This is a genomic window from Colwellia sp. M166, assembly GCF_024585285.1.
In the GTDB taxonomy this organism is placed as follows: Bacteria; Pseudomonadota; Gammaproteobacteria; order Enterobacterales; family Alteromonadaceae; genus Cognaticolwellia.
Map to the genome: position 1 here is coordinate 3925262 of NZ_CP040755.1, position 11620 is coordinate 3936881.

The window sequence follows — 11620 nt, forward strand, 5'->3', positions numbered from 1 at the left end:
AAACTTGTTTTTCAGTTTACGTAAAGGTAAAGTGCTTGCGATTATTACAACCAACAATTCATAACAATGACATAAATATTCATCTTACCGTGAAAGCTTCTATACTTTCGGTGGTTAATAATTAGTGAATGTTTGATGTCACCTTGTCATTCAAGGTTAATAAAAAAGAGAAGGCTATGAACACTGACATATATAACGAAAGCCCGGTAGTACACCAACCAGCTTTTATTGATGGTCATTCAGTTGAAATTCCAATCCTTAAAATATTGAAGCAAGATGGCAGCATTTATGAAAATGCTATCATGCCGGAAATTGATCAAGAACTTGCCACCAAAACCTACAAAACTCTCGCTTTTCATCGTGTTTTAGATGAACGTATGGTGGCGGCACAACGCCAAGGTCGCATCAGTTTCTATATGGCAGCACTCGGTGAAGAAGCCGCAAGTGTTGGTGGTGCTGCAGGCCTTAAAGATCAAGATATGATCATGGCGCAGTATCGTGAACAGGGTGCATTAATGTTTCGTGGCTTTAGCCTTGAAAACTTTATGAACCAAATGTTCAGTAATGAACAAGATTTAGGTAAAGGTCGTCAAATGCCAATTCATTACGGAAGTAATGAGTTGAACTACATGACGATTTCATCACCGTTAGGCACGCAAATCCCACAAGCCGCAGGTTATGCTTACGGGCAGAAAATGCAAGGTTTAGACGCTGTAACTATCTGTTACTTCGGTGAAGGTGCTGCTTCTGAAGGTGATTTCCATGCCGGTTTAAATATGGCCGCTGTTCATCAGTCTCCTGTTATTTTCTTCTGTCGTAACAATGGCTACGCTATTTCAACGCCATCAGATGAGCAATACATGGGTAACGGCATTGCATCTCGTGGTGTTGGTTACGGCATGAAAACACTTCGAATTGACGGTAACGATATTTTAGCAGTAATTGCCGCTGTGCAATTAGCGCGTGAATATGCCGTTAAAGAAGGTAAGCCTGTGCTGATTGAAGCGATGTCTTATCGCTTAGGTGCTCACTCAACTTCTGATGATCCTTCAGGTTACCGTACACGCGAAGAAGAAGCTAAATGGCAAGAACATGACCCAATTCTTCGTATGAAGAACTGGATGTTGGCGCAAGGTTGGTGGGACGAAGCCCAAGAAACAACATTGTTTGAAAAACTACGTGATGAAGTGTTAGCGGCGGTTAAAGTATCAGAAAAAATTGATAAGCCACCGGTTGAAGACTTAATTACTGATGTTTATGACCAAGCACCACCATTGTTGCAAAGTCAGTTCGAACAATTAAAAGAACATATTAAGAAATATCCCGATGCTTATCCGTTCACTGCTGGGAGAATTAAGTAATGGCGCAAATGAATTTATTACAAGCGATTAATAACGCGCTTGATACGGTAATGGCCGAGAATGATCGTGCAGTTTGTTTTGGTGAAGATGTTGGTCACTTTGGTGGCGTTTTCCGCGCAACAAGTGGTTTACAAGACAAATACGGTAAAAATCGTTGTTTCAACACGCCTCTAGTTGAGCAAGGTGTTATTGGTTTTGCGAATGGTTTAGCTGCGCAAGGCAGTACACCAATTGCTGAAATTCAATTTGCTGATTATATTTTTCCAGCCTTTGACCAAATTGTAAATGAGTCAGCTAAATTCCGTTACCGTAGTGGTAATGAATTTGATGTAGGTAAGTTAACCATTCGTACGCCATACGGCGGCGGCATTGCAGGTGGTTTATATCATAGCCAATCACCAGAAGCTTACTTTGCTCATACGCCTGGTTTAAAAGTGGTTGTGCCACGTAACCCGTACCAAGCTAAAGGTTTGTTATTGGCGTCTATTCGTGACGATAACCCAGTAGTATTTTTCGAACCGAAACGTTTATATCGTGCCTCGGTTGGTGAAGTACCAGAAGAAGATTACCAATTACCATTAGGTAAAGCTGAAGTTGTTCAACAAGGTAGTGACATCACGTTGTTAGCTTGGGGGGCACAAATGGAAATCGTTGAGAAAGCCGCTGAATTAGCATCTAGCGACGGCATTTCATGTGAAATTATCGATTTACGTACCATTTTACCTTGGGACATTGAGACGGTGGCAAATTCTGTCACTAAAACAGGTCGTTTTGTTGTTAGCCAAGAAGCACCATTAACAGCAGGCTTTGCTAGTGAAATTGCGGCAACTATTCAACAAGAATGTTTCTTGCATTTAGAAGCGCCGATTGCTCGTGTGTGTGGTATGGATACACCATACCCATTAGCACTTGAAAAAGAATATGTTGCAGATCATTTGAAGATCTACGAAGCAATTAAAAACAGTATGACTTACTAGGATTTTAGAGCATGAGCATTGATTTTATATTACCAGACATTGGTGAAGGTATCGTTGAATGTGAACTGGTTGAATGGCTAGTAGCAGAAGGCGATGTGATTGTTGAAGATCAGCCAGTTGCTGATGTGATGACAGATAAAGCTTTAGTACAAATTCCAGCGATGCATTCAGGTGTGGTTGATAAGCTTTATTACGCCAAAGGCGATATTGCTAAAGTACACTCGCCATTGTTTGCTATGACACCTGAAGGTGACAGTGCGCCAGTTGTAACTGAAGCGGTGGCTGAAGTACCAGTAGCTCAAGCAGTTGTTGAAAGTGCTGCACCTGTTTCAGGTACCCAAGTAGAAGACTTTATTTTGCCGGACATTGGTGAAGGTATTGTTGAATGTGAATTAGTTGAATGGCTAGTTGCTGAAGGCGATGTGATTGAAGAAGATCAACCGATTGCCGATGTAATGACGGACAAAGCCTTAGTGCAAATTCCAGCTATGCATAACGGTACAGTTGTTAAACTTTATTATGCTAAAGGTGAAATTGCTAAAGTACATTCGCCTTTATTTGCGGTTGAAATTGCCGCAACAGGGCAAGCAGTTGCGGCTGCCCCTGTAGTTGAAGCACCAGCACCGACAGCAAAAGCTGCAGTAACTAAAGCTCCTGTAGCTGCTAAAACTGCACCTGCAAAAGTAGCCAGTAAAGTAGTAAATGAAAAAGCTGTGGCAAGCCCTGCGGTACGCCGTATTGCTCGTGAATTAGATGTTAATATTCATCAAGTTCCAGGTAGTGGTAAAAAAGGGCGTGTTTACAAAGAAGATGTTGTTGCTTTTAATGAAGCACCAGCAGTTTCAGCAACTCCTACCGTAGCTGCTAGCGCGGTTACAGGTGGCACACGTGTTGAGCCAATTCGCGGTATTAAAGCGGTAATGGCAAAAGCCATGGTGAATTCTGTCTCGACTATTCCTCATTTTACTTATTGTGAAGAAATCGATATGACGAATTTGATTAAATTGCGTGGTGAACTTAAAGAAGTTTATGCTAAGCAAGATATTAAATTAACCATGATGCCTTTCTTTATGAAAGCGATGTCTTTAGCGTTGAAACAATTCCCGTTAGTGAATACGCAAGTTAATGAAGACTGTACAGAGTTAACATATTTCGACGACCATAACATTGGTATGGCCGTTGATTCGAAAGTAGGCTTGTTAGTGCCAAATGTTAAGCAAGTGCAAACTAAATCTATTTTAGACTTAGCCACTGATATTACCCGCTTAACGAATGATGCCCGCTCAGGTCGAGTTCCTGCCGCTGATTTAAAAGGTGGCACGATTACTATTTCAAATATTGGCGCTATTGGTGGTACGGTGGCAACACCTATCATTAACAAGCCTGAATCTGCGATTGTTGCGTTAGGTAAGCTACAAAAATTACCTCGCTTTAATGACAAAGGCGAAGTTGAAGCTCGTTCAATTATGCAAGTAAGTTGGTCTGGCGATCACCGTACAATTGACGGTGGTACTATTGCGCGTTTTTGTAATTTATGGAAATCATTCCTTGAAGAGCCAAGCAATATGTTAGTGCATATGTCTTAGTATTTTCTGAAATTCGATCATTAAAAGCCTGCTTTATCGCAGGCTTTTTTATGTACAGGAAGTACGGTATGTCGCGGTCACATGGATGTGAAAGAGTGACGATGTACAGGAAGTACGGTCAGGTTATTAGTTCCAGACATAACCTAAGTACTTACATCCATGTAAGCAATGTCGCGGTCACATGGATGTGAAAGAGTGACGATGTACAGGAAGTACGGTCAGGTTATTGGTTCCAGACATAACCTAAGTACTTACATCCATGTAAGCAATGTCGCGGTCACATGACCATTCTTAGCCATCCCTGGCTGCACGGCATTAATACCTCCGTGTATGTCGATGTGAAAGAGCGACGATGTTTAGGGCTTTCTCAGACATCCTGTCTTTCAAGGCAATAGCACATCTCGATAATTGCTGCCGCATTATGCTAATGACTTACAGTCGTGTAGAGCATCTATGTTGATAGCAAAGGATTGTTAGGAAGATAACAGGGGTAAAAAAAGCCCGTTATCAATTAATCATCATTAATAACGGGTATAAGCAATTTGCTAAATAAAGTCTATTCGCATCACGAATAAAGCAGAGAGACTCAACATAGACATTTGGAGACAGCATATTCTGCTTAGATGTTAAAACCCTATTTTAATAAGTCATATCATTTAAAGCCAATATCAATGATAATTTAATTGAGTTTTGTACATTGCAGTTAAGGGACGTAAGTGGCAGAAAATAAGCTTCAACATTTTTATATCGCTGAAGAACAGTCGATTTATTTGTTAAACAGCAAAGATGCAACCAAGTTAAAACAATGGGTTGAGCTTTGTCAGCAGCAATTGCTGTTACTAGGTTATCAAAATATTGCTTTAATAGGTAAAGGAGCCTATGGCTTTGTTTTTGGTGGTGAAGATGAACAAGGACAAGCTCATGTTTTTAAATTTTCACGTATTAATTTACCTTTACATGTACAAGACCGTCTTGCTGAAGAGGCTGACTTACAAAAGCAATTTACCCATAGTCGTATTCCGAAGGTTTTTGAGTATTATAAAATCAAACGTCAATCCATTGTTCATATGCAACGTGCTCCAGGTATAGACTTAGAAAAGCTATCTTTTCAGCGAGGCCCGTTGCCCAGTGAGTTAGTGGTAAAAATAGCGATACAATTGGTTGAAATCTTAATCTATTTACGAGACAGCAAGCAACATTATAAGGGTAAGCCTTATGTTCATGGTGATATAAAACCGTCCAACGTGGTTTTTGATAGTGAAACAGAGAAAGTTTACCTTGTTGACTGGGGCTCTGCAGTTCCTGCACAACTTGATGTTCGTGGGCAAACGACCGCGAATAATATTATGGACCTGATGAGTAGTGATTTACAAAATAGTAATGCTCGATTGGGCGATGTGTACTTTATTGGCCATGAACAAATTAGTGGTGAAATGTCATCGCCACGTTTTGATGAACAAGGATTGGCAGCCACTTTATATGCGTTAGCCTCGGGCCAATCTTGTCGTTACGGTAGTGCGGTGATCACACCATCATCTTTGGGTTTACCTAAATTACTCGCGCAAATACTATCTGGTATGCTCAGTGAAGAGCGACAGACGCGTAATAAGGCCGGCGATTATCTTTTTAAGCATTTAGCGCTGCTAAAAAATACCGTTATGGCCGAACCGCCATTACCCGTTGAGATTAAACCTTTGGTACCTATTTGGTGTAAAAACTACCAAAAGGATATGGACACTGTGGTCTACGGTTCGCGAAAATCTTTTCTCAGAGAGTCATCAGATAAAGAGCAATTAAGTGATATCGATGACATGCAGCTGGAGAAATATTTTAAGAATTTTTTAATGGGTATGGGCGATACCGAGAAAGCCTTTATTGCCGCTGTAGGCCGTTTAGCTAATTTTCCTGTGGTTGGTGGCTTAGCTGTGCGTTGGGAAAAAGATGGTGTTTATATCGATTCAAACTTATCACTGTTTGATCCGAAATTAAAAACCTCATTCCAAAGTGCGGTAAATAATATGGTAAGGCTGGCTCAAGGCATATTTAGAGTCGGGGTTTTTAAAAGTTGCTTGTTTAATGCCCGCAATACTTTGCATGTTGAACGTGATAATGAAGATGAGCCGTTTCGAGCGTTACCAAGTCAAGTCATACATTATGATGTCAGTGATGTTGCTGTTATTGATGATATTACTCGGCTCCATTCATACTTTGAGGATGGTAAAGACCCTGATGAATATTTATATTTACCTGATGAAATTATGGCAGTGTTAGCGCGTTTAAACCAAATTCATCATACTGGGTGTATTATTTTTGAAGTATTACCACAACATTTGAAAATTCATAGTTATTTAATGCTGTTAAACCATGATAAAGAAGCAGAATTTAAACAGTGCTTAACTGAAATACTAGCGTTATTGCCTACCATAAATGGCTTTGGTATTTCTGGCTTTATGAAACTACCCTATAAAGACACACGTTTTTTTGAACATATAAGTAGCTTGCCGGATAAGTTTTATCCCAGAAATCCAAAGCAAAAAATGGAGAGCTAAAAATGCATGATAATAAAATTGCTACGATGGCATGGCTTGATTTATCTGTTGAGAATGCTGAAACAGTAAAGTCATTTTATCAACAGGTGATTGGTTGGAAAGCTGATAATATTTCTATGGGTGATTATGATGATTATGCCATGCTTGAGCCGAGTGGCAATGAAGCTGTTGCAGGCGTTTGCCATGCTAAAGGTATAAATAAAGACCTTCCACCCGCTTGGCTACCGTACTTTTTAGTAGCCGATATTATGGTATCGATTAAGCCTGTAGAGGAAAGCGGTGGCAGTTTAGTATCAGCACTAAAAAGCATGGGCAATGATAAATATGCCTTAATTAAAGACCCCGCGGGAGCTGTTTGTGCTATTTATCAAAAAATGAGTATCGAGTGATGTCAGTCTCAATGATGGTGAATTAAGTTCTTTCTGATAGTGCTTATTTTATTTTGTTTCGACGGCTTTGGTAAGTGAACTGTTTAAGGTTTATGTTGCTGTAAAAATTTTAGATCTTCTTCTTGAATGTGATTAAGCAGCCAATCTGTTAAAAGGTAAAGTTGCTCTTGTGAACAGGTTTCGTTTTCATTTAGGGCGATGAGCCTATCAAGCTCTTCAATAAAGTGTTTATGCTGTAATTGATGTAGTAAGCAGTCGTTCTCATTCAAAGTGAAAAAGTAAGCTTCTTCTGCTTTAAAATGAAATTTAGTGTATTCGTAAAGCTTAATAAATAAGGTAGAAACCTCTGTCTTTATTTTTCTATTATCAATGGTGTATGCCAATTCATTAATATAATTGATTAAGGTTCTATGTTGGCTATCAATACTGGCTATACCCACTTCAAATGCGGTATCCCAAGTGATTAAGTGCTTTTTTTTCATAATATTATTAAGCCATTAGTTATTTTGATAGATCAGTATCAGCTGATTAGTCCAGATTTATATGTTTGATATTGCGATGTGCCTATGAGTTCAAATACTAAAGCTCCTTTAGGGATTGTTGATCTTTCACTTTAAAGCTCTGTTGTGCTTGAAAAAGTTGGCAATCGAGGCGTTTGATATAATGTTTGGTTGCTCGAAATGCATATTAAGCACAGCTTAGCGTTTCCTGCTCACACTAAGTACCTACGGTCCTGTAGCCAACAAAGATTGACGCTTTTTCAAGGCAACCCAAGGGGCGATGGCTAATTTTCAACTTAACATCGTTGAAAATTGTTAAAGTAGAGCACTACATCGCACATTTTTCGCCTTGTGATCTCAAAAATTAGCGAGTAGCAGAGACTAGAATAAAAGATCAACAGCCCCTAGAATGCGTGGCAATAATTTCATAGTGTTTAGCTTTGAAAGTCTTTGTATTTAGCAGCTAGGCGTAGGAGAGTTGAGAAAAGCATTTTAAGGCATCACTAATATTAGCATTTTCTCTGTTGGATATTGCCATCAAGATGGTAATTAATCATGCCGTTATCACGACAAACCTTCTTAGCAAAGCCTAAGCTGTTTTTGATTACTTCTTCACTATAGGTACAGAGTTTGATGCTAGCAAGGTAGCCGTTAATATTTTTATTAAGTTTTTGATATTGATAGCAGGTTAACGCTATGTTTATGCGTCATTTAGTTTCCATGTTGGATACGTAAATTGTATGCGGGGATAAGAATAGTATTACAACAAGATATAAAGCTGATTATTCACTAGCTCATTATCGCTAATGAAATAATCATTTGATAGCTTAATAATCATGTTTACCAAAGCCGGTTTGTCCGATAGGCAAAAATAGGGTTTGATAAAGCCTTGTTGCATACTCATCGGTCATGCCTGCGACGTAATCAGCAATAACACGATGTTGGTTTAAGTTGTTTTGTTTGGCATGTTGCCATCGAGCTACTGTATTCTTCGGCAACAAACGTTCAGGGTCTGATGATAAAGCCTCAAACAATTCCATGACAATTTGTTGTCCGCGGTATTCTAATTGCTGAATAGATGTTTGCTTAATAACATAGTGATAAACAAAATCTTTAAATATTTGAAGCACCCGCGCTGCAACAGTTGGATGTACAGCATTAAATCGTAATAATGGCTCTTGAAAATCACAGGCTTTGCTTTCATTAATATCAATTAATTCGACTGCTGTTATCAAGTAATTCACTAGACCGCCAATCGCCTCTTTCTGTTGGTATCGTTGCGAACTAAACAATTTATCAGCTAAGCTTCGGCTATATTGATGTAGCCATTTATCATCGATTTTTAAGAGTTTTTTGATCACATGTTCATGAAAGTCTTGCTGATTAACCACACCAGTAACAATAGCGTCTTCTAAATCATGAATGCCATAGGCGATATCATCAGCTAATTCCATCATTGAGCAATCTAAAGATTTAAACTGTGTTTTGCTATGTTTATTGCTGTTAATTGTAAACTGCTGAAATATAGCTTTATCCTCATGGCATAGTGGTGCTAACACCCAATTAATCATTTCAATATCGTCTAAATACAAGCCTTTTGGTGGATGCCACTTACAGGCTTCTAGCTGACGAAACGATGCTGGTAATACCTGGGGAGTATTTTGTTGTAAGTTATCTAATGTTTGCGGATATTTTATTAGACCGAGTAATGTTCTACGGGTTAAGTTCATACCAAAATGTTCACTAAAAGGCTCTAAATGACAAACAATACGAAATGTTTGCCCATTTCCTTCAAAGCCCCCATGATCACGCATCATATAATGCAGAGCGACTTCTCCACCATGACCGAATGGAGGGTGTCCAATATCATGTGCTAGGCATAATGACTCAATTAAGCTATCGTCACTAGGAAGTAGAAGGGCACTTTTCTCGGGATATTTACAGCGAATTTGCGCAATAATGCCGCTACCGATTTGCGATGCTTCTAGAGAATGCGTTAAGCGAGTGCGATGAAAATCACTTTGACCGCTGCCCATGACTTGGGTTTTTGATTGCAAGCGTCTGAATGCAGCAGAGTGTAATATTCGCGCCCTATCTCGTTGAAATGGGCTGCGATGATCCTGATGTCGTTGTGCTACTCGCTCTAAGCGTCTTACTAGCCATTGATTATCCATAATACCTCTACATTCACTGTGAGCTCACTGTAATATATCAATAGTTTTGAGTATTTACAGAGACTTAATTAATACCTAGATAAAGATAACGGTATTGAGGCTATTATGTAAATAGATTAGCTCAATTCTATTAAATGGGCTTTCGCTGTTTTCTTGTGTCGGTATTAGTGAAATTGCTGCGAGTGAATATTTTTCTGATACTAAAATAGCCCGTTCTCTCAGGAATTAATAGCTGCATTACTAGCTAGCACTATGACTTTAATGGTTTTAGTGGAAGGTGTCTTGATGTTATAAACGAAGCGTTAGTTTTAATGAAATGCTAAGCCGCTATTGATAAGTAATAGCGGCGATTATTTTTATTAGCTGAGCCGTTTTATTTATTAGCAATAAATATTGCACGCTTTGGTGCCGGATAGCCTTCTATTGTTTTAGTAGTATCATTTGGATCAAGAAAGTCTTGCAATGATTCTGTGTCTATCCAATCAGTTTTACGTTGTTCGTCTAAAGCGGTAATGTCAGTATTAACCACGCGAATATTTTTAAAACCACAGCGTTCAAGCCAAGCACACATTGCATCACAGCTAGGTAAGAACCATACGTTACGCATTTTAGCGTAGCGTTCACCCGGCACGAGAACAGTGTTTTCATCACCATCAACCACTAAAGTTTCAAGCACTAATTCACCACCAGACGCCAGTTGAGATTTTAGCTGATAAATAAAATCGATAGGCGAGCGACGATGATATAAAACACCCATCGCAAATACGGTATCAAAGGCATTTAACTCAGGGAGTTGCTCGACACCTAAAGGCAGTAGGTTAACGTTATCGTCTTGAACAAAATGTTGCACGGCTTGAAATTGTGTTAAAAATAATTGTGTGGGATCAATACCGACAACAAATTTTGCTCCTGCGCCGCGCATGCGCCATAAGTGATAACCACTGCCACAGCCAATATCTAGTACATAACGATTCTTTAAATCACTAATATGTGGCGCTAAGCGATCCCATTTAAAATCTGAACGCCATTCTGTATCAACGTGCAGGCCATGAATATGGTACGGACCCTTGCGCCAAGGTTTAAATTTTTTCAGTAGGTTTTCTATGCGTTTATATTCACCGTCATTAATATCTGTGCGCTCGCCGGCACGAACGGTAGAACTGATATCAACACTTGACGGTGATGTTTTAGGTAATGCCGCAATCGTTTTTTGCCATTGTGCAAATTCACCATGTAAATGATGTTCTTGCCATTGAGTTAGTTGTGCAGGTAAGGTATCAAGCCAATGACATAAACGATTGCCGGCAATTTTTTGATAGAACTTATTAAATGAAATCATGAGCTATTTAATCGCGATGAGAGAAAAGAAATTAAAACACTGAAACCATGGCGCACTATGATTAAAGCCAGCGAGTTTTAAACGGTTTAGGTGGGTATTTAAATTGTCGGTACGCATAACATTTTCAAGTGCGGTACGCTTTTGGGCAATTTCTAATTCGCTATAACCGTTTGCTCGTTTGAAGTCATGATGTAAGTCGATAAGCAATTCATTGCAAACATTATCAGGGTGAGCAATTTTTTCTGACAACAGCAATAAACCGCCAGGTTTAAGGCCTTCAGCTATTTTGGTTAGTAGTTGCTGGCGTTGCTCAGGAGCAATAAATTGTAAAGTAAAATTGAGTACTACCATGGAAGCATTTTCAATTTCAATATTGAGAATATTGTCTTCTATTATCTCTACTGGCGTGTCGCCTTTAAAAGCACTGACATGCATTTTACAACGTTCTACCATAGCACTAGAGCTATCAATGCCGATGATCTTACAGTTTTTTGCGCTAATAGCTTTACGCATCGCTAATGTTGCGGCGCCGAGTGAACAGCCTAGATCATAAACTTGGCTATTATCGGTGACATAACGTTGACTTAGTCGACCTATGGTATCGATAATAGTATTATAACCAGGCACTGAACGGCTGATCATATCAGGAAAAACTTCAACGACTTGAGCATCAAATGCAAAGTCTTTGATTTTACTTTGTTTGTTAGAAAAAATTAAATCGGTGTCTGATTCTTGCATGATGTAG

Annotated in this window: 9 protein-coding genes; 5 read left to right on the plus strand and 4 right to left on the minus strand. The window is 39.2% G+C overall.

Features of this window, described 5'->3' with window-relative positions; translation table 11 throughout:
* The first annotated feature begins 176 nt into the window (after positions 1-176).
* The 5 genes from FGD67_RS17715 to FGD67_RS17735 all read left to right on the plus strand — a co-directional run bounded on the left by FGD67_RS17715 (position 177) and on the right by FGD67_RS17735 (position 6862).
* On the plus strand, positions 177-1361 hold the full coding sequence (locus FGD67_RS17715) for a thiamine pyrophosphate-dependent dehydrogenase E1 component subunit alpha (protein WP_257172385.1): 1185 nt from the start codon (positions 177-179) through the stop codon (positions 1359-1361).
* On the plus strand, positions 1361-2338 hold the full coding sequence (locus tag FGD67_RS17720; protein ID WP_257172386.1) for an alpha-ketoacid dehydrogenase subunit beta: 978 nt from the start codon (positions 1361-1363) through the stop codon (positions 2336-2338). Before FGD67_RS17715 ends, FGD67_RS17720 begins: the two co-directional genes overlap by 1 nt.
* Positions 2339-2349: 11 nt before the next feature.
* Entirely contained in the window at positions 2350-3924 is a 1575-nt protein-coding gene (locus FGD67_RS17725) for a dihydrolipoyllysine-residue acetyltransferase (protein WP_257172387.1), read from the plus strand.
* A gap of 716 nt (positions 3925-4640) precedes the next feature.
* Positions 4641-6473 (plus strand): serine/threonine protein kinase, encoded by a 1833-nt coding sequence (locus FGD67_RS17730; protein WP_257172388.1) that lies wholly within the window; start codon positions 4641-4643, stop codon positions 6471-6473.
* A gap of 2 nt (positions 6474-6475) precedes the next feature.
* On the plus strand, positions 6476-6862 hold the full coding sequence (locus FGD67_RS17735; RefSeq protein WP_257172389.1) for a VOC family protein: 387 nt from the start codon (positions 6476-6478) through the stop codon (positions 6860-6862).
* Between the two features lie 83 nt (positions 6863-6945).
* Here the strand turns inward: FGD67_RS17735 and FGD67_RS17740 are convergent, their stop codons facing one another.
* From FGD67_RS17740 to cmoA, 4 genes are all read right to left on the minus strand, one after another.
* Entirely contained in the window at positions 6946-7344 is a 399-nt protein-coding gene (locus FGD67_RS17740) for a bacteriohemerythrin (protein WP_257172390.1), read from the minus strand.
* Between the two features lie 845 nt (positions 7345-8189).
* Complete coding sequence (locus FGD67_RS17745) at positions 8190-9536, minus strand: anti-phage deoxyguanosine triphosphatase (RefSeq protein WP_257172391.1); 1347 nt, start codon at positions 9534-9536, stop codon at positions 8190-8192.
* 373 nt (positions 9537-9909) lie between these two features.
* The gene (gene cmoB / locus FGD67_RS17750) at positions 9910-10875 is read right to left on the minus strand and encodes a tRNA 5-methoxyuridine(34)/uridine 5-oxyacetic acid(34) synthase CmoB (protein WP_257172392.1); all 966 of its coding nucleotides are present in this window, start codon (positions 10873-10875) and stop codon (positions 9910-9912) included.
* 3 nt (positions 10876-10878) lie between these two features.
* Positions 10879-11613, minus strand: coding sequence for a carboxy-S-adenosyl-L-methionine synthase CmoA (gene cmoA, locus FGD67_RS17755; RefSeq protein WP_257172393.1), 735 nt, complete (start codon positions 11611-11613; stop codon positions 10879-10881).
* Positions 11614-11620: the final 7 nt, after the last annotated feature.

Excerpts from the sequence above, each read along its gene's own strand:
- FGD67_RS17720 (WP_257172386.1), top strand. The coding sequence starts at position 1,361 with ATGGCGCAAATGAATTTATTACAAGCGATTAATAACGCGCTTGATACG.
- cmoB (WP_257172392.1), bottom strand. The coding sequence starts at position 10,875 with ATGATTTCATTTAATAAGTTCTATCAAAAAATTGCCGGCAATCGTTTA.
- FGD67_RS17745 (WP_257172391.1), bottom strand. The coding sequence starts at position 9,536 with ATGGATAATCAATGGCTAGTAAGACGCTTAGAGCGAGTAGCACAACGA.
- cmoA (WP_257172393.1), bottom strand. The coding sequence starts at position 11,613 with ATGCAAGAATCAGACACCGATTTAATTTTTTCTAACAAACAAAGTAAA.
- FGD67_RS17725 (WP_257172387.1), top strand. The coding sequence starts at position 2,350 with ATGAGCATTGATTTTATATTACCAGACATTGGTGAAGGTATCGTTGAA.
- FGD67_RS17715 (WP_257172385.1), top strand. The coding sequence starts at position 177 with ATGAACACTGACATATATAACGAAAGCCCGGTAGTACACCAACCAGCT.
- FGD67_RS17740 (WP_257172390.1), bottom strand. The coding sequence starts at position 7,344 with ATGAAAAAAAAGCACTTAATCACTTGGGATACCGCATTTGAAGTGGGT.
- FGD67_RS17735 (WP_257172389.1), top strand. The coding sequence starts at position 6,476 with ATGCATGATAATAAAATTGCTACGATGGCATGGCTTGATTTATCTGTT.